At 60.8% G+C, this 19,562-nt stretch carries 7 protein-coding genes; all 7 read left to right on the forward strand.

Going from position 1 to position 19,562, the window contains the following annotated elements:
• Positions 1-273 precede the first annotated feature (273 nt).
• Positions 274-1,077, forward strand: coding sequence for an ABC transporter ATP-binding protein (locus CKW23_RS16440; protein ID WP_025260207.1), 804 nt, complete (start codon positions 274-276; stop codon positions 1,075-1,077).
• Positions 1,074-2,057 (forward strand): iron ABC transporter permease, encoded by a 984-nt coding sequence (locus CKW23_RS16445; protein ID WP_095067977.1) that lies wholly within the window; start codon positions 1,074-1,076, stop codon positions 2,055-2,057. Before CKW23_RS16440 ends, CKW23_RS16445 begins: the two co-directional genes overlap by 4 nt.
• Positions 2,054-3,103 carry an iron ABC transporter permease gene (locus CKW23_RS16450; RefSeq protein WP_025260205.1) on the forward strand — a complete coding sequence of 350 codons (1,050 nt, stop codon included), beginning with the start codon at positions 2,054-2,056 and terminating at the stop codon, positions 3,101-3,103. Before CKW23_RS16445 ends, CKW23_RS16450 begins: the two co-directional genes overlap by 4 nt.
• Before the next feature lie 27 nt (positions 3,104-3,130).
• Entirely contained in the window at positions 3,131-4,069 is a 939-nt protein-coding gene (locus CKW23_RS16455; protein WP_236249412.1) for an ABC transporter substrate-binding protein, read from the forward strand.
• A 156-nt stretch (positions 4,070-4,225) separates the two neighbouring features.
• On the forward strand, positions 4,226-5,179 hold the full coding sequence (locus CKW23_RS16460; RefSeq protein WP_074569179.1) for a TauD/TfdA family dioxygenase: 954 nt from the start codon (positions 4,226-4,228) through the stop codon (positions 5,177-5,179).
• Between the two features lie 66 nt (positions 5,180-5,245).
• The gene (locus CKW23_RS16465; protein WP_095067978.1) at positions 5,246-10,054 is read left to right on the forward strand and encodes a non-ribosomal peptide synthetase; all 4,809 of its coding nucleotides are present in this window, start codon (positions 5,246-5,248) and stop codon (positions 10,052-10,054) included.
• A gap of 42 nt (positions 10,055-10,096) precedes the next feature.
• Complete coding sequence (locus CKW23_RS16470) at positions 10,097-19,561, forward strand: non-ribosomal peptide synthetase (protein ID WP_095067979.1); 9,465 nt, start codon at positions 10,097-10,099, stop codon at positions 19,559-19,561.
• The last annotated feature ends 1 nt before the right edge of the window (position 19,562 follow it).

The following is a 19,562-nucleotide window of genomic DNA, read 5'->3' on the forward strand; positions in this document are numbered from 1 at the left end:
AGTCCTTGGATGTACATTTTGACTTTCGGAATAGCCATTTGCCCTGAATCCTGCGCCATCAGTGGCTCAACCGGGCTGGTATCGACTGGCCATACTTTATCTGTAAATGATAAGGTTTTGCATTAAGATTTGTTGCTGAGGTACAGAATTATTTCATTTTCGACACATTCTGTGGCCCACTTATGCCCCTGATGTGACGACAGGATGAAAAACGATGCCGGGGCATTGCTCGACGGACGATTCGATCAGGCTCTATTGGGTGGGAGAAAGGTCATGCTGAAAGCCACCGGAGTGCGGCTGGGCTATGGCGAACAACTTGTGCTTGATGGTGTCAGCCTGGACATCCCCGAAGGCCGTTTCACGGCGTTGATCGGTGCCAACGGCTGCGGCAAGACCACCATGCTCAATGTGCTTGCGCACATGCTGCGTCCTGGCGCTGGCGAGGTGCAATTGTCCGGCAAGCCGCTGCGCCAGTATTCGCGTCGGGCGCTGGCGCAACAGCTGGCATTGCTGCCCCAGCGCACCACATCGCCAGCGGGCATGAGCGTGCGTGAACTGGTGATGCAGGGGCGTTTTCCCTGGCAGAGCTGGTGGCGTCAATGGTCCGGGCAGGATCAGCAGGCCATCGACCGCGCCATCGAGCTGACCGGTATCAACTCTCTGCTCGATCGTTCGCTGGCAACCCTGTCGGGCGGGCAGTTGCAGCGCTGCTGGATTGCCATGACCCTCGCCCAGGATACGCCGGTGATTCTGCTGGACGAGCCGACCACCTTTCTTGATATCGCCCATCAGATCACGCTGCTCGAACTGCTGGTGGATCTGCGCGAGCAGGGCAAGACCATCGTGGCAGTCCTGCATGACCTGAATCAGGCCGCACGTTACGCCGATCATCTGGTGATGATGCGTGGCGGTCGTTTGCTGGCCCAGGGCGCGCCTGCCGAGGTGTTCACCCGGGAAAACCTCAAGGCAGTCTTCGATCTGGATGCACACATCATCACCGACCCTTATTCCGGCGACCCGTTATGCGTCCCGCAGTCGAACCGAAGCAAGCCGCTGCCCGTGCAGGAGGCGATGTGAGTCACGGTCTACGGTTGCCGGTATGGCTGGGTCTGTTGATGGCAATCGCCCTGGCCGCACTGATTCATCTGGCAGTTGGCGCAAAGAGCATTCCCTGGCATGAAACCTGGCAGGCACTGGTTGCTTATGTGCCGGGCAATCCCGATCACAGTGTCATTCGTGGCAGTCGCCTGCCGCGCCTGCTGGTCGCGCTGCTGGTCGGTGCCAGCCTCGGGCTTGCCGGTACCATCATGCAGGCGGTCGGCGATAACCCGCTGGCCGATCCGGGGATTCTCGGTATCAACAGCGGCGCAGCACTGTTCGTGGTGTTCGGGCTGCTGGTGATGCCGGGCAACGATTTGTCGATGATTCCGTTATTTGCCTTTGCCGGTGCGCTGACGGCTGCCATCGGCGTCCTGTTGCTGGCGGGCAGGGGCCATAACCCGATTCGCCTGACGTTGTCGGGCGCCATGATTGCGGCGCTGTTCAGTGCGATCACTTCAATACTGTTATTGCTCGATCAACAAGGGCTCGACAGCCTGCGACGCTGGCTGACCGGCTCCATCGGCGTGACTGGCGGCACCATGCAGGCCTGGGTCTGGCCTTATGTCTTGCTGGGCATGTTTCTGTGCCTGCTCAATGTGCGGGCCTTGAATGCTCACCGCCTGGGTCCGCAAGCGGCTGCTGGCATGGGCGTCAGCTTGTTGCGGATGCGCGTGTTCGGGCTGGCTTCGGTGGTCCTCTTGTCCGGGTGTGCCGTGGCGCTGGCAGGCCCCATCGGTTTTGTCGGGCTGGTGGTGCCTCATGCGGCGCGCCTGCTGTTTGGCGACGATTATCGTCGGTTGTTGCTGGCAGCCCCTTTGCTGGGCGCGCTGCTGCTGATTCTGGCGGACATCGCGGCTCGCACCGTGGTCAGTCCGTTCGAGCTCAACACCGGCATCGTCACGGCCCTGATCGGTGGCCCTGTTTTTGTCATCCTGGTGCTGAGGAAGGTCAAATGAAGCGCGCCGGACTGACCTTGCCCAGAGCCTTGCCGTTGCTTCCCTGGATTGCCCGACCCATCGACCTGATTTCGGTGGTGGTGCTGACAGGGGCTGTGATCGGGTTGGCCCTGTATGCGCTGACCGTGGGCAGTTTTTCCCTGAGTGTTGCTCAGGCCTGGCAGGCAGTCCTGGCGCCCGAGCAGGTCAGTCCGACAGTCCGCAATCTGCTCTGGGAGCTGCGATTGCCCCGTGTGCTGCTGGCCATCCTGGCGGGGGCGGCCATGTCCCTGGCTGGCCTGCTGATGCAGTCGTTGACCCGCAATCCGCTGGCAGCGCCCGGTCTGGTGGGTGTGGAGTCGGGTGCCAGCGTCACCATGTTGCTGATCATTGTGCTCTGGCCCGGGCTTCTGCCGCTGGAGCTGTATCCATTGGCGGCACTGGCGGGCGGTCTGGCCGTGGCGTTCTTTGTTGCGCTGCTGTCCTGGCGCCAGGGCATCTCGCCGTTGCGTCTGATTCTGGTGGGCGTGGGGCTTACTGCCATGCTCAGTGCCGTCGCCGATCTGCTGATCACCTACGGCAATATCGATCAGGTGGAGTCGGCCCTGATGTGGCTGGGTGGCAGTCTGCATCGGGCCGGCTGGGCGCAGGTCAACAGCCTTGGGCTCTGGTTGTTGCTGGCGGGTGTGCCGTTGTTGTTCTGCCATCGGCAGTTGAACCTGCTGCAACTGGGGGAAAAGGTTGCGCTCAGCCGAGGCTTGAATGTCACGGGTGTCATGATTGCCTTGCTGCTGTGCAGCGTCATGCTGACGGCGGCGGCTGTGGCGAATGTCGGTACCATGACTTTTGTCGGTCTGGTGGCTCCGCATCTGGCGCGGCAACTGGCGGGTGATCGCCATGGCGCCTTGATGCCCTTGTCGGCGCTGTTTGGCGCGCTGCTGGTTCTGGCTGGCGACACACTGGGAAGGGGCATCTTTCCACCCTTGCAGCTACCGGCCGGGCTGGTGGTCGCCATTATCGGTGCGCCTTATCTGATGGTCTTGTTGGCGCGTCAGCGTAATCGCTAAAAACAAATTGTCTGGGGGGAAGTGCGGGTGAAAGGAATTTTCCGGGGTGTGGCGTGCATGTTGTGTGTGCCTCTGGCATTGCTGGCCGTAAATGTGAACGCTGCAGAAACCAGGGTGTTCGAGAACAGCTTTGGCCGGGTCGAAGTACCAGTGGTGCCGCATTGCATCGTGTCGCTGCATGACTTCAGCCTGACCACGCAATTGCTGGAGCTGGGCGTCAAGCCCTGCGGCTCCACAGGCCGCAAGAAGCTGTTTTCCGATGTGCTGTTTCGCGGCACCCAGGAGCGTTTCGATGTGACGGGCATCCAATACATCGGCTCGCATCAGGCGCCCGATCTGGAAGCGATTGCTGCCTTGAAGCCCGACCTGATCATCGGATTGTCATATCACGCGGATATCAAGGAGAAGCTCAGCAAGATTGCGCCGGTGGTGCTGTTGCCTGCACGTGAAAGCGATATCAAGACCTACGCCAAGGAGCTTGCCGACCTGGTCGGCAAGCAGCAGCGTTACGCCGAAATGCTCGGTGAGTACCAATGGGTCGTCAAGGAGTTCAAGAAACGGGTCAAGGACCCTTCGCGAATGACCGTCACGACGCTTGAGGTCTACACCGATGGCTTTCAGTTGATCGGCCGTGGCGGCATGGATGATGTCATCGCCGATTTTGGCCTGGGACGTGTCCCGGCTTACAGCGCTGCACGGCAGAACGTGCCCTACAGCCTGGAGCGAATTGGCGACTTCAACAGTGATTTCATTATTGATACATATGAAGAGCTGCTAGATTCGGAGGCCAGCACGGCGGCCTTCCGGCAGTCGCCGCAATGGCAGAATCTGTTTGCGGTCAAGAATCGTCAGTTCCTTTATCTGAACCGCAGCCGCTATGCCGATACGATGCAAGGCCTGTTAGGTTCAGCCTATTTGCTGATGTCGCATATCGGTGAGCGGGAGAGCGTGCTGCAAGCGCCATAAGTTGTGTCAATTTTGATACAAATGTCATAAATGACAATCATTCTCTATTGATGTTGGTACTCGTTTGTATTAGTTTGTGCTCTCCAAAAAATACGCTTATCGGGATGGCGAGGGGTTCAAATGGAAACGGGTGTGGCGCGTACACAGGTTCAATCCATGGAGGTTTCCCAAGGGAGTGAACTGACCCTGCCGTTCATCTTTCAGGCGCCGGCTGCCGGCGATACCTGGCAAGCCCATCGCGAGCAGATCCAGCGGGTGGTCGAGGCTGAATTGCCCCGTGCCGGTGGTGTTCTGTTCCGAGGCTTTGCCTTCGAAGGCGAAGCCGACTTTGAAGCGTTTGCCTGTAGCTTCGGCCATGAGCTGCTGACCTACGACTACGCTTCCACGCCACGCACCAAACTCAACAACCGCGTCTACACCTCCACCGAATACCCGGCCCATCAGGTCATTCCGCTGCACAATGAACAGTCCTATTCCCTGAACTGGCCTATGAAGATCTGGTTTCATTGCGTGCAGGCGTCCCAGGTCGGCGGAGAAACCCCGATTGCAGACAGTCGTGAGGTCTATCGACAGCTTGATCCGGTCATTCGCCAGCGTTTTGCCGACAAGCGCCTGATGTATGTGCGCAATTACGGTAATGGCCTGGATCTGCCATGGCAACAGGCTTTCAGCACCGAAGACCGGGCGCAGGTCGAGCAGTTCTGCAAGGCCAGCAATATCGAATTCGAGTGGGATGAAGAGGGTGAGCTTTCAACTCGTCAGGTTTGTCAGGCCGTTGCCCGGCATCCGGTGAGCGGCGAGTGGGTCTGGTTCAATCAGGCGCACCTGTTTCACATATCCAATCTTGCACCGGCGGTACGCGAGACGCTGATTTCCATCGTTGGCGAGGAAGGCGTGCCGCGTAACGTTTTTTACGGCGACGGTTCACCCATCGAGCTGGAAGCTCTTGAGCATGTACGCGCTGTTCTCCAGCGCTGCCAGGTCAGTTTCCCCTGGCAGGCAGGCGACGTACTGATGCTCGACAACATGCTGGTGGCCCACGGCCGCTCGACATTCCAGGGCGCACGCAAGGTCGTGGTCGCCATGGCGGAGCCTGCTTCGGCAAGCTGAGCACTCTCATCTGGAAAGCTGTCGCAATAGACGGCTTACTTCGAACAAGTAGAAAAAGGACAACAAATGGATCGCCTGATGCATCGCTGCTGGCTGCGCGGAATTCGCCTGTCTATAGCCGAAGGCCAGTTAGCCATTGCCCACGGATCACAGGGCGCCTTGAACGATGAACTGGTAGCCGAACTGCAGGCCAAAAGTCCTGAGGTACTGCGCTGGTTGCAACAGCATCCCGATTATTTCGATGCCCGCCCATTGACGGATAACGAGCAGGCCCTCTGGTTTCTACAGCGTCTGGAGCCTGAAAACTGCGCCTATAACATCGCTTATGCCGGGCGTATCAAGGCGCAATTTGTCACCGATGATCTGCCCAAGCGCCTTCAGAATGCCTGGGGCACGGTACAGCAGCGTTACCCGATGTTGTGCACGGCCTATGCAGAGCGTAATGGCGAGCTGCTGCAATGGAGTCATCGTGAACAGATCCAGCCCTTGCAGCGTGTGGCATTGCAGGCCGCAGATGCCGATACCTTGCAGCAACACATTACCGGGCTGGCCGACAAGCCGTTCAATCTGGAAGCCGCCGAGGTCAGCCGTGTTGTCCTGCTGAGCAACTCTCAGGGCGACGTTACCGAATACAGCGTGTTGCTGGTGATTCACCACATCGCTGCGGATCTGGCCACGTTCTATACCGTGCTCAATGAGCTGTTCGCGTTGCTCGATGGTCAGTCGCTGGCTCCGGTAAATCCCGATGCGTATCGCGATTATTGCAGTGATCTGCATATTCGCAGCGAAGCGGCCGAACCTGCTGAACTGGCATGGTGGCAGGCGCAACTGGCCGAAGCCCCGGCCCTGGAATTGCCGACGGATTTCCCTTATGGCAGCAATCAGGCATTCAAGGGCGGCGAGTTGTCGGTGCGTTTCGATCCCGCTGCGACGGCCAGAATCCGTGCCGTCGCCCGAGGCTTGGGTGTAACGCCTTATGTATTCTGGTTCTCGCTGTTCCAGCAGTTTCTCGGCGTGCTGTCCGGGCAGGATGACTTCGTGCTGGGAACCCCCAGCGGCTGGCGTTTGCGCCGTGAACACCTCAACCTGCCGGGCTACCTGGTCAACCCGCTGCCGATCCGTTGCCGTCTGCGCCGCGACGTGTCCAGTGGCGAGTGGGCAAAACAGGTGGACGCCACCGTCAAACAGGCCCTGCAACACCGTCACTATCCGTTCTCGCGTCTGGTCAAACAGCTGGACCTGCCACGACAGATGGGCAGGGCGCCGCTGTTCCAGCATATGTTCACCCTCAACAAGGAGCGTATTGCGCCTTTCGAGCAGTATGTCGACCGTTTGCTCTCGGAGCAGCGTGGCGCAGCCCACGAGCTGAACATGGTGGTCATCGACGAGGAAGAAGGCTTCCTGTGCCGGTGGCGTTACAGCAAGGCGTTGTACCTGCATCAGACTGTCGAGCGTTACCGCGACCAGTTCGTGGCACTGGTCCATGCGGTGCTCGAACAGCCTGAAGTACCCTTTGCCGAACTCGACTGGTTGCCAGTCGAGCAGCAATCGCTGCTCAAGGGTGAAGGCACTCCGCTGGTCGTCAGCAATGCCTGGGAAGCCTTCACGCAACAGTGTGCGCTCAAGCCCCAGGCGATTGCGTTGCAGGATGAAAAGGGCACGCTCAGCTATGCCGAACTGGGCCGTGCCGTGGTTGCCCGTGGAGAGCGCCTGGGTCTGGATCTGGCTGGCGAGCGGATTGCCTTGTGCCTGCCACGCAGTCGCGAGCTGGTGATGCACATGCTCGCGGCCTGGCAGAGTGGAGCAACCTACTTGGTCCTCGATCCGCAATGGCCAGAGTCGCGCCTGCAGGACATCTGCCAGGACGCTGCACCCAAAGTGCTGGTGGGCGAAGGCTCGCGCCCCGAATGGTTGGCGGAGCAGGTGCGCTGGTTGCCAATTCCGACTGCGCCGTTATTCAGCGACGCGCCGCTGCGTGCTGCATTGGCGGCAGATATGACGGCTTACGTGGTGTACACCTCGGGTTCCAGCGGCAAGCCAAAAGGGGTGAAGGTCAGCCAGGGCAACCTGATTCATTACGTGACCGGTTGCCTTGAACGCCTGAATCTGAGCGCTGATGCCAGCCTCGCCAGCCTCGCCAGTTGCGCCACCGACCTTGGGCATACGGCCTTGTTCGGGGCCTTGCTCAGTGGTCGCCGTCTGCGCCTGCTGGCCGAAGAACTGGCCTTCGATGCCGAGGAACTGGCCGCCGTGCTGGAGCGTGAGCCCGTCGATCTGCTGAAGATCGTGCCGTCACATCTCAACGCCTTGCTGGTCGCCAGAGATCCGCAGCGCTTGCTGCCACGCCAGTGTCTGGTCACGGGCGGCGAAGCGCTGGGCCATGACCTGGTCAGCCGCTTGCGCACCTTGAAAACGGACCTGCGCATCGTCAACCACTACGGCCCCAGCGAGACCACGGTCGGTGTCCTGACCCATGAAGTGGAAGGCAGTGGTGCTGCGCCGTTAGGGAAACCACTGGCCAATGTTCAAGTCAGTGTTCGTTCTCCTGAAGGTGCGTTGTTGCCAATCGGCGTCAGCGGCGAGCTGTACATTCAGGGCGCAACCGTCGCACCGGGCTATCTCAGTGCCCCGGATGCGGATCACGCCCGTTTTGGTGAGTACGGCTATCGCACCGGCGACCGGGTCCGGATCAATCATCAGGGTCAGGTGGAGTTTCTTGGCCGGCTCGATGAGCAGGTCAAGATCCGGGGCTACAGGGTCGAGCCGGCAGAAGTCGCGGCCCAATTGCGCACCATTGCGCAGGTCAGCGATGTCCGGGTGCTGAACATTCCGACGCCGTTGACCGGCAACCGTCTGGTGGCCTTCCTGATTGCGCCGCCGGAGGCTCTGGCCGGCATTCAGAGCACTCTGCAAACGCAACTGCCTGACTATATGCAGCCAGCCCAGTGGCATTGCCTTGAGCGTTTTGCCTTGCTGGCCAATGGCAAGGTTGATCGTCAGGCATTGAAACATCTGAGCGAGCAGGCGCCGGTTCAGTCGTCTTCGGCAGAGCCGACAGGCAATCAACCCCTGAATGCCGTTGAAAGCACCTTGCTGGATATCTGGCGGACACTGCTGGGCAAACCCGAGCTTGGCCCGGACGACAACTTCTTCGCCCATGGCGGCGATTCCATTCTCGGCCTGCAAATCATCGCCCTGGCGCGTCAGCAACAAATTCTGATGACGCCCAAGCAACTGTTTGCCGAGCAAAGCGTGCGGGCCTTGGCGCGAGTGGCGCAGACACCGCAGAGCAAACTCGAAAAACGCCTGCTGGACATCGCCCGTGAAATTCTCGACAAGCCTGACCTGAGTGCCGACGACAACTTCTTCACGGCAGGTGGTGACTCGATTCTGAGTTTGCAGATCATCGCCAAGGCCAAGCAGCAACGCCTGCAACTCAAGCCCAAGCAAATTTTCGAGTTCCCCACCGTGCGCGGTTGGGCAGAGCAGGTAGTTGACCTTGGCGCGGCAAACGCAGGTGCTACGCCAAAGGCCCAGGAACCCACCACAGCCTTTGCCCTGACACCGATTCAGGAATGGTTCTTCGCTCAGCAGCAAACCCGGCCCGGTTACTGGAACCAGTCGCTGTTGCTGGCACTGGACGAGCCGCTGGATCAGGAACGCTTTACCCAGGCCGTTGGCGCGCTGCTCAAGCGCCATGCCAGCTTGCGGCTGATCTTCGAGGCCTCGGAAAACGGTTGGCAACAACGTTATCAGGCCTTTTCCGAAAAGCAGGTCGAGGCACTGCTGCACGTGGAGCAGGAACCTCTGAGCGAGGCCTTGCTACAACGCTGGCAGCAGGGTTTCAGCCTTGATCAGGCACCCTTGATCCGCTGGGTGTATTTCTCCCAAAGCCGGGAACTGCTGTGTACGGCCCATCACCTGCTGGTGGATGCCGTGTCCTGGCAAGTGCTGCTGGAAGAACTGGAAAGCCTGTACCTGCAACCCGACCTGGCTCTGCCAGCCGTCTCGGCGGGTTTCCATGTGTGGAGCGAAGCCTTGCAGCGCCATCGCAACGAACCCGAAGTACAGGCTCAGGTGGATTACTGGCATGAGCAACTGGTGGCTGAAGGCGTAGCCCTGGAGCAGACCAATGAATACGGCGAAAGCCGCACCCTGGATACACAACTGTCGGTTGAGCAGACGCAATGGTTGCAAGGCGATTGCCACTCAGCCTACGGCACCCAGGTCCAGGATCTGCTGGTGGCGGCACTGGCCGGTGTCATCGGTCAATGGCAAGGGCGCGAACGAGTCACCCTTGAGCTGGAAAGCCATGGCCGCAGCGGCTGGGAACAAGGCCCTGACCTGTCCCGTTCGGTGGGCTGGCACACCAGTCGCTACCCTCTGGCGGTCAAGACTTCCTGGGACCTTGAGTCCTCGATCATTGCGGCCAAGGAAGCTCTGCGCCGGGTCCCCGAGCAAGGCATCGGTTACGGCCTGTTGCGCCTCGACCCGGCCAATGAGCTGAAAGCGGCCTCGCTGCTGACCTTCAACTATCTGGGCCGTGTGGACCAATGGCTTGGGGCCTCGCGTCTCTGGCGTCTGGCCCGACCGATCTGCCCAGGCATGCGCGCCGACGATACCCGCCGCACCCACTGGCTGGATGTGACGGTGCTGGAGAACGAAGGACGGCTGCATATCGAATGGCGTTATGCCCCGCATGTTCATGATCAGGCACTGGTAAACGGATTGGCGCAGCAGTTTGTGCAGCAGATCGGCGCCTTGCTGGAGCACTGCCTGTCTCCAGCGGCTGGCCGCGCCACGGCTTCGGACTTCGCTGACTCAGGCCTGTCCGACGATGAATTCCTGGGCCTGCTCGAACAGCTTGAGCAGTGACAACCCTGCGTCCCCCATATTAAAGGTTCGGATACCGTCAGCATGAACGACAAGGTCAAAGCACTTTCGCGCAATATCGAAGCGATTTACCCGTTGGCTCCCATGCAGCAAGGATTGCTGTTCCACAGCCTGCTGCACCCCGGCAAGGGGATGTACCTGCTGCAATATCGCCATGTCATGGTCATGCCCGACCTCGATCTGGAAGCTTTCCGCCAGGCCTGGGCGCAGGTGGTGGAGCGTCACGAGTTGCTGCGCACGTCTTTCGTCTGGAAGCAGCAAAAGCGTCCGATGCAGGTGGTACACAAGCAGGTCGAACTGCCGATCACCTATGAAGACTGGTCGCACCTGAGTGAAGGCGAGCAACAGGACCGTCTTGAACAACTGCTGAGCGAAGAGCGTGCCCAGGGGCTGGACTTTACCAAGGCGCCCTTGATGCGGGTCAGGCTGTACAAGATTGCACCCGACACCTATCAGTTCGTGCGCAGCTATCACCATATCCTGATGGATGCCTGGTGCTTCTCGATCATCATGATGGACTTCCTCAACGGCTACCGCGCCGCCCAGAAAGGTCGCCGCCTGAACCTGCCGGCACCGCGTCCGTACCGCGATTTCATTCGCTGGCTGGAAACCCAGAAACCGGAAGACCATCAGGACTTCTGGCAGCAACGCCTGGCCGGTTTCGATACGCCCAACGAGTTTGGTTTTGGCCATGTGGGGCGTATCCAGGATGCCGCCGAGCCCGTCGAAGACTGCGTCGAGCATCTGACCCTCGAACAGACCCAAAGCCTGCAAAACACCGCCGCCCGCCACGGCATCACCCTCAACACCCTGGTGCAGGGCGCCTGGGCTTTGTTGCTGGCGCGCTACAGCGGTGATCGCGACCTGGTGTTCGGTATCACCGTGGCCGGGCGTCCGGTTCACTTGCAAGGTATGGAAAGCATTGTCGGCCTGTTTATCAATAGCTTGCCGCTGCGCTGGAGCTGGCAGCCGGACGATGCGCTGGGCCCATGGCTAAAAGCCTTGCAGACCGAGAACCTGAGCCTGCGGGAACACGAAAGCGTTTCCCTGGCCGAAATCCAGCGCTGGAGTGAAGTGCAGCGTCAGGATCTGTTCCAGAGCCTGTTCGTGTTCGAGAACGCGCCGATTGCTTCCGACCTGCGTCAGAGCCAGTTGGATTACCTCATCAGCGACATGGCCAACCGCACGCACACCAACTACCCCGTGACGGTGGTGATCGTTCCGGGCGAACGTCTGCATTTGCAACTGACCTATCAGACCGACTGGTTCCTGCGCGAAGAAATCGAACAGATGCTGCGCCACTTCCGTGCCTTGCTGCTGAATATGGGCGAAGCACTGAGCGCGAAACCCGAAACGCCTTTGCATCATCTGGCCATGCTCGATGAGCGCGAAATTGCCCTCCAGCATCAGGTCTGGGCCGGGGGTGGTCTGGCCGCCGATGAGCAACTGCTGCAACCCTTGTACATCGAGCGCTTGCAGCAACAGGTTCGCCAGACGCCTGATCGCGTGGCCATTGTGCATGGCGAGCAGAGCCTGACCTTTGATCAGTTGAACCGCGCCGCCAACCGTCTGGCCCGGCACCTGCGGGCCGTGGGTGTCAAATCCGACGACTTGATCGCAGTGTTCGACGAGCGTGGCCTGGATCTGGTAGTGATGATCGTCGCCACCCTCAAGGCCGGTGCAGGCTGGCTGCCGCTCGATCCGCGCAACCCGCCACAGCGTCTGGCCCAGGTGCTGCGCCAGAGCCGTACGCCTTTGCTGATCCATAGCGCAGGGCAGGGCGAGTTGGCGATGGAGGCCGTGGAGCTTCTGGAGCAGCCACTCAAGTCGGTGCTCTACGACACGTCGGTATTGAGCCGTTACAGCGATGACGACCTGAATATTCCGGTGCACGACAGCTCGCTGGCCTATTGCATCTTCACGTCCGGCTCCACCGGTACGCCCAAGGGCGCGATGGTGGCCCACGCGGGCATGCTCAACAACATTCTCGGCAAACTGCCGGGGCTTGGGCTCGATGCCCATGACGTGATTGCCCAGACCGCGCCGCAATGTTTCGACATCTCCGTCTGGCAAACCCTGGCCGGTATGGTGCTGGGTGCGCGTACCGTGATTCTTGGCGATTGCGTGGTGCAGAACCCCGACGATCTGGCGTCAGCCATTGAGCGGCATGGCATCAGCATTCTTGAAGCGGTGCCGTCGCTGATGCAGAGCCTGCTCGATGCAGGCCTGGACCGGTCGCGTCTGCGCTGGGTACTGGCCACCGGCGAAGCGCTGCCGCCAGCGCTGGCGCGGCGCTGGTTCGAGCGTTATCCCGCGATTCCGCTGATGAACGCCTATGGCCCGGCCGAATGCTCCGATGACGTGGCGTTCCATCCGTTGCGTGAGCGCTTGCCAGAGCAACGCATCAACGTGCCCATTGGCCGTGCCACACTCAACAATCGTCTTTACCTGCTCAATGCCGACCTGCAGCCCATTCCTGCCGGTGCGGTCGGAGAAATCTTCGTTGCCGGTGTGGGTGTCGGTCGCGGTTACATGGCCGACCCGGCGCGCACGGCGGCAGTGTTCCTGCCGGACCCGATTGCCAACGATGGCAGCCGTATCTACCGCACGGGCGACCTGGCGCGCTTCCTGCCCAATGGCGATCTGGAATACGTCGGGCGTACCGACCATCAGGTCAAGATCCGTGGCCATCGTATCGAGCTGGACGAAATCGAAGCCTGCCTGACCCGTTACCCTGGCGTCCGGGAAGCGGTGGTGGTGGCCCGCGATGACCAGCAGCGCTCCAAGGTGCTGGTGGCCTATGTGGTAGCCGATACCCCGCCGGGCATCGAAGCTTTGCGCGAGCATGTGTTCGGTAATCTGCCGCCGTACATGACGCCCAGTGCATTCATGTTCCTGGAGCGCTTCCCGCTCAATGGCAATGGCAAGATCGACCGCAAATCCTTGCCCGCGCCGGATTTTGCCGCGCAAAGCCAGGCCCGTTATGTGGCGCCAAGCAGCGAGCTGCAAGGCCAGATGGTCGAAGCCTGGCAAAGCGTGCTGGGGCTCGATCAGGTCGGCGTCGAAGACAACTTCTTCGAGCTGGGCGGCCATTCACTGCTGGCCACGCAACTGATCGGCCTGATCGGCAAACTCAGCGGTAAAGATCTGCCGCTGCGCGTGGTCTTCGAGCGCCCAACCATCGCCGCCATGGCCGACTGGCTGGAAAACCGCACCGATACCGCCAAGTCGTCGCCGACGCTCTTGCCGCGTCCTGAAAAACTGCCGCTGTCGTTTGCCCAGCAACGGCTCTGGTTCCTGCAACAGCTTGACCCGCAAAGCCCGGCCTACAACCTGGCCGGTGCAGTGCGGCTGACCGGTGATCTGCATATCGCTGACCTGCAAGCCGCCTTGCAGACCTTGCTCGACCGCCATGAAGTGCTGCGCACCGGGTTCATCAGCGAGCCTGAAGGCCCGAGCCAGGTGATTCTGGCCCGCACCGAGCTTGAGCTGCCATTGATCGACGTAGACAGCGAAGAAACACTGCACGACCTGCTGCGCCAGGATGCAATGACGCCGTTCGATCTGGAAGCCGCACCTTTGTTGCGCGCCAGGCTGTATCGTCTGGCACCCGAAGCGTTTGTCCTGTCACTGAACTGCCATCACATTGTTGCCGATGGCTGGTCTCTACAACTGATTATCGATGGTTTGTGCAAGCAGTACCGCAATCTTCGTCAGGGCCTGACCGAAGAGGCCCCGGCCGTATCGATGCAATACGCCGATTACGCCCTGTGGCAGCATCAATGGATGAGCAGCAAGGCCTGCGAACAGGAACTGAGCTTCTGGCGCGGGCAACTGGCCGGTGAGTTGCCGGTGCTGGAACTGGCGGCCGATTTCCCGCGTCCCGCCCAGGCCAGCCAGAACGGCGGTCGCGTCGAGCAGCGCCTGCCTGAAGCCTTGACCGCACGCTTGCGGGCCTTCAGTGCCCGTCACGGCTGGAGCAATTTTGTCCCGATGCTGGCTGCATTCCAGTTGCTGTTGCGCAGCCGCAGCGGTGAGGACGACATCATTGTCGGGGTGCCGGCTGCCAACCGGCATCATGCGGCGTTGCAGCCTCTGGTCGGCTGCTTCGTCAATACGCTGGTGTATCGCAAGAAACTGTCCGGCGAGCGCAGCCTGTTGCAATTGATGAGCGAGTTGCAGGCGTTGTCGGTGTCGGTGCAGTCCCATCAGGATTTGCCGTTCGATTACCTGATCGAGCAACTCGGAGTGGCGCGGCAAGTCAGTTATAACCCGCTGTTCCAGGTCATGTTCAACTACTTCCCCGGCAATGCGCTGGAGCGTTTCGAGCTGACCGATGTCATCGCCGAGCCACTGGACAACCGTCCGGACAGCGCCTTGTGCGACCTGCACCTGGATGTGCGTGACAGCGAACATGGCATCAGCCTGAGCCTGCAATACAGCAGCGACCTGTTCCGCGAACAGACCGTACAGATCATGGCCGGTCAATACCTGGCATTGCTGGATGCCTTGCTCGACCAACCGGAAAAAGCCTTGGGGGAACTGGTCTGGCAACCTGCCGAACGTGCCTTGGCACGGCTTGATGGCCCTGAAGTCGATGGCCATCAGGACATTCTCCAGGCCTTTGAGCTTCAGGTTGCCCGTCAACCCGACGCCATTGCCGTCCTGTCAGGCAATCAGCGCCTTACCTATGCCGAACTGAATCAGGCTGCCGAACGACTGGCAGCAGTGTTGCAGGCCCATGGTGTCGGTATCGAAGATTGTGTGGCATTCAGCTTGCCCCGCGATGCCCGTCTGCCTATGACCATGCTGGCCATCCTCAAGACTGGCGCAGCCTATGTGCCGCTGGCCGAAGACACGCCACCGGAACGTGGTCGTTACATTCTGGACGCTGCGCAACCCCGCCTATGCCTGGGCACTGCCGCGAGCCTGGAAGCGTTGGCTGAGTGGAACAGCGGCGTGCCGTTGCTGGATATCGACGCTCTGAACTCGACCGAAACACTCCGGACACCGGCATGGACGGCGGATCAACTTGCCTACGTGCTGTACACCTCCGGCTCCACCGGCAAGCCCAAAGGCGTGGCGATCAGCCGTGGCAACCTGATGAACCTGATGCTGGCTGTCGGGCACGTCCTGCCGCTGACCAGCCAGGACCGGGTCCTGGCCTTGACCACCGCGACTTTCGATATTGCCATTGTCGAACTGCTGCTGCCCCTGGCCCATGGCGCAAGCATTCTGCTGGCTGATCGTGAACAGGCCCGGGACCCGCAGGCCATCGATCAACTGCTGCTGGCTTCGCAACCGACCGTCATGCAAGCCACGCCAGCGACCTGGCGGATGCTGGTGTCTCATACCTCGCGCAGTTGGCAGGGTGTGCGGGCCATTTCCGGTGGCGAAGCCTTGCCCTGTGCGCTGGCCGAAGCCATCGAGGGCAGGGGAGCCAGGGTCATCAACGGTTACGGGCCGACAGAAGCAACGGTCTACAGCACCTTCGAGATCCGCAATGGCAGTGAGACTGGCGTGGAAGTGCCCATCGGGCAGCCTGTGGCCAATACCGCTGCCTATGTGCTGGATGCCGACCTGCAACCTGTGGCCGCAGGTGTTCCCGGTGAACTGTATCTGGCCGGTGCCAACCTGGGCCGTGGCTACTTCGCCGCGCCAAGACTGACCGCAGCGGCGTTCCTGCCGGATCCGTTCGTGGCCGGTGCCCGCATGTATCGCACCGGTGACCGGGTACGCCGCAACAGCAATGGCAGCCTGGATTACCTGGGGCGTCTGGACTTCCAGGTCAAACTGCGCGGTTTCCGTATCGAACTGGGGGAAATCGAAGCATTACTGGCGCGCATTCCCGGTATTCGCGAGGCGGCTGTCGTGCTGTCGGGCAACGGTGAAGCGGCGCGGCTGGTGGGTTATTACGCGGGCGATGCGCAGGATGAAACGTGGCTGCGCGAAACCCTTGGCGCACAACTGCCGGACTACATGCTGCCAGGCCAGTTTGTGCATCTGGACACCTTGCCGTTGAGCCCGAGTGGCAAGGTTGATCGCAAGGCGTTGCCGGAACCGCTCCAGCGCGACGGCCAGCGCGGTGTGCTTTCCGGCGAGTGGGAGCAGGAACTGGCGCGGCTCTGGGAGGAACTGTTGGGCAGCAGCGACATTGGTGCCGAGGATAATTTCTTCGCCTTGGGTGGCCATTCGCTGCTGGCGGCGCGTCTGGTGGCGCGTATTGCCGAACAGCATGGTCGACGCCTGCCATTGCGTACGCTGTTCGAGCACCCGGTCCTGCGGGATCTGGCTGCGCAACTGGCGACGACCCGTGTGGAGTCCGACGGCATCCTGCGTCCTTTCAAGGAGCCTTTGGCACCGCTGCATTTCACCCAGCAGCGTCTGTGGTTCCTGGATCGTTTGCAAGGCGATACCCAGGCTTATCATCTGTCTCTGGCCTTGCGTCTGGAGGCGGTTCTGCAACCGGCAGTGCTGGAGCAGGCCCTGACTCAACTGATCAGCCGTCAGCACAGCCTGCGCACGGTATTCAGCGACACCGCCGAAGGCGCACGCCAGCGTGTCGAGGATCAGGCAGCGGTGCAGGTGAGCGTCGAGCCGCTGGAAGTCGATGAGCATTCCCCGGCTTTCGCACAGACACTCAGCCAGGAAGCACAGCGCGCCTTCGATCTCACGGCCTCGCCGCTGTTCAGGGTCCGTGTGTATCAAGGTCAAGGCCGAAGCGTGTTGCAGGTCACCCTGCATCACATCATCGCTGACGCCCGTTCGCTGGAGATTTTCTTCAATGAACTGCAACTGATCTATCAGGCCATTCTGGAAGGCCGCAACGCTTGCCTGCCGCAACTGCCCTTGCAATTCGCCGACATTGCGGCCAGTTGGCAAGGCCCGGCCGGGCAGGCGCTGATCGAGTCGCAGCTTGAATACTGGCGCAAGACCCTGGCAGGCGAACCGCCGGTGCTGAACCTGCCGACCGACTTGCCACGCCCGGCGGAGCAAGGCTACAACGGCCAGCGCTTGCGCTTCAGCTTGCCCGCCACGTTGGTCGGTCAGTTGCGGGAAACCGCTCAAAGTCATGGCCTGACGGCGTTCGCCCCCTTGCTGGCGGCCTGGAAAACCCTGCTGGCCAGACACTCCGGCCAGCGTGAAATCTGGATCGGTCTGCCGGTCGCTCATCGCCATCAAGCCCATACCGATAACCTGATCGGCTATTTCGCCACCACTCAGGTCTTGCGCAGCAGCATTGATCCGCTGCAATCGGTCGAGCAGTTCTGGCAGCAACTGCAAGCCACACACCTGGCGGCGCAACAGCATGGCGACGTGCCGTTCGAGCGTTTGGTGGAAGCCCTGCAAGTGCGCCGCGACCTGAGCCATACGCCGCTGTTCCAGGCACTGTTCAACCTGATCCAGCGCGATGTCAGCGCATCGCTGGAACACAACTTTGCCGGCGTGCCGGTACAGCGCCTGAATGTCGAAAGCGACAGCGCACTGGTGGATATCGGTCTGCATATCGAGCAGCACGGTGAGGACTGGCAGTGCGTGCTGGAGTACAACACCGACCTGTTCCTGCCACGCACTGCGCAACGCTATGCCGACGAATACCGCAATCTGCTCGAAGGCATGCTGAAACAGCCTGAAGCACGTCTGTGGGATATCGATCTGGCCAATGATGATCACGCACTGGACGAGCGCCCATGGAACCTGCCAGCCCAGGCCCCGCAGCGCGAAGTGGACCTGATTGCCCGTTTCGAGCGGCAAGTGGAGCTGACACCTGGTGCGCTGGCTGTTGATTGCCAGGACCAGCAATGGACCTATGGACAACTCAATGCCCGTAGCAACCGCCTGGCCCATTGGCTGCGCGCTCAGGGTGTCGGCACCGATGACCTGATTGCCGTCTGCCTGACGCGCGGCCCGTGGCTGTTGCCAACCCTGTTGGCCATTCACAAGGCCGGGGCGGCGTACTTGCCACTGGACCCGCAACATCCGGCAGACCGCCTGCGTTTCATCATCGAACATGCGCGTCCGGTACGGGTGCTTGGCGAGAGTCTGAGTGCCGAGGCCTTGAACGGCGTCGATAAGGTTCTGCTCGATCAACTGGTGCTGGATGACTACAGCGCCGAGAATCTGGTGTTGCCGGTGAATCCGCAACAACGGGCCTATGTCATCTACACCTCGGGTTCGACCGGTACACCGAAAGGCGTTCAGGTTACCCGCGATAACCTGAGCAATCTGCTGGCCGGTCTCGACCAACAATTGCCATTGGGCGCTGACGATGTCTGGCTGGCCAGCACCACCTACGCCTTCGATATGTGCAAGCCGGAGCTGTTTCTGCCGCTGGTCAATGGCGCCGCCATACTGCTTGCGCGTCGTGAGCAGGTTGTCGATGGCCACCAACTGTTTGCCTTGCTGCGCCGCGCCACAGTGTTCCAGGCAACACCGGCAGGCTGGCAGATTCTGCTGGAAACCGGGCAGGCCGACTGGCCTCCTGTACGCGGCCTGATCGGTGGCGAAGCGGTGCCTGGAGAACTGGTGACCGAGCTGCGCAGCCGGGGCGTGACGCTGATCAACGCCTATGGCCCGACGGAAACCACCGTCTGGTCGACCACTCAGGCATTGCAGGAGGTGCCGAACGGTGTGGCCGATATTGGCTCGCCGTTGCTCAACACCCGCTGCTATGTCCTCGACGAAATGCTGCGCCCGGTGCCACTGGGCACCACCGGTGAGCTGTATATCGCAGGTTCCGGTGTGACCCGTGGCTATCAGCATGCTGCTGCGATCACGGCTGCGGCCTATCTGCCCGATCCTTATGCCAGCGAGCCTGGTAGCCGCATGTATCGCACCGGCGATCTGGTGCGCCGCCGCAATGATGGTCGGCTGGCCTACGTGGGGCGCAGTGACTTCCAGGTCAAGGTGCGGGGTTTCCGCATCGAGCCGGGCGAAATCGAATCGCTGCTGCGCCGCTACCCTGGCGTGGAAGAAGCCGTGGTGATGATCGATGCGCGCAGTCAGAGCCTGTTCGCCTGGCTGCAAACGCCGAGCCCGGTGGATCAGGCGGCATTGCGTCGCCATCTGGAGGGTGTATTGCCGGGCTACATGATCCCTGCCGGTTTCATCGAGCAGCCGCGTTTTGCCCTGAACGCCAACGGCAAGATCGATCGCAAGAGCCTGCCTGCGCCGCAACCGGTCGCGACTCAGGGAGTGGCGCCGCGCAACGAACTGGAACAGCAACTGGCCGAAATCTGGCAGGAACTGCTCGAAGTGCCGCAAGTTGGCGTATTCACCAGCTTCTTTGAGCTGGGCGGCCACTCATTGCTGGCGATGCGCTTGATGACCCGGGTCGAGAACCGATTCGGCATCAAGATCGAACTGCGCAGCCTGTTTCACAACCCGACGATTGCTGCGCTTGCCGAGCAGATCGAAAAACCCCAAGGGCCTTCCACGGATGAAGCCCTGGACGAAATGCAGCGTCTGCTATCAGAGATGGAAGAATAAG

The organism is Pseudomonas sp. Irchel 3A18 (genome assembly GCF_900187465.1).
GTDB classification, from domain to species: domain Bacteria; phylum Pseudomonadota; class Gammaproteobacteria; order Pseudomonadales; family Pseudomonadaceae; genus Aquipseudomonas; species Aquipseudomonas cichorii.

Coding starts and splice junctions, on each gene's coding strand:
- CKW23_RS16440 (WP_025260207.1), top strand. CDS start 274: ATGCTGAAAGCCACCGGAGTGCGGCTGGGCTATGGCGAACAACTTGTG.
- CKW23_RS16450 (WP_025260205.1), top strand. CDS start 2,054: ATGAAGCGCGCCGGACTGACCTTGCCCAGAGCCTTGCCGTTGCTTCCC.
- CKW23_RS16460 (WP_074569179.1), top strand. CDS start 4,226: ATGGAGGTTTCCCAAGGGAGTGAACTGACCCTGCCGTTCATCTTTCAG.
- CKW23_RS16465 (WP_095067978.1), top strand. CDS start 5,246: ATGGATCGCCTGATGCATCGCTGCTGGCTGCGCGGAATTCGCCTGTCT.
- CKW23_RS16470 (WP_095067979.1), top strand. CDS start 10,097: ATGAACGACAAGGTCAAAGCACTTTCGCGCAATATCGAAGCGATTTAC.